This is a genomic window from Aerococcus sp. L_32 (assembly GCF_050689315.1).
Genome location: NZ_JBOEQF010001182.1, coordinates 1 through 565, shown reverse-complemented (window position 1 = coordinate 565; position 565 = coordinate 1). Strand labels below are relative to the sequence as shown.

Below are 565 nucleotides of genomic sequence, written 5' to 3'. Positions count from 1 at the left end.
GGCTTCACGGGCTGCTACCGGCATGTTTGAAGTGTTGGCAATTAACACAGTACGTTCCATGATTGATTCACCAGTTTTCGGGTCAACCAATTCAGGGAACTCGTTAATTACGTCCGTCATTTCGTTGCCACGTTCACCACAACCAACGTAAACCACGATATCTACATCCGCATATTTAGCAATTTGGTGTTGCACAACTGTCTTACCGGCACCAAATGGCCCTGGAACTGCTGCTGCCCCACCTTTTGAAATTGGGAAGAAAGTATCGATAACACGTTGACCTGTTGTCATAATTTTATTTGGTGAGTATTTTTCGGCAAAAGGACGACCTTGACGAACTGGCCATGTTTGCATCATTGTGAATGATTTCTCGCCTTGCTCAGTGTCTAAGACATACACGTTATCTTCTAAAGTGTAGTCGCCTTCTTGAATTGATTTCACTGTACCTGAAACGCCAACTGGTACCATGATACGGTGTTCAATTACGGGACCTTCTTGAACAGTACCCACAATGTCACCACCTGTAACTTGTGTGCCTGCTTCAACAGTGGGGGTAAAATGCCAC

General features: G+C 45.0%; 1 pseudogene. It reads right to left on the bottom strand.

Features of this window, described 5'->3' with window-relative positions:
* Nucleotides 1-565 (bottom strand): annotated as a pseudogene (locus tag ACRCJ0_RS18825) (V-type ATP synthase subunit A); the annotation flags it as partial.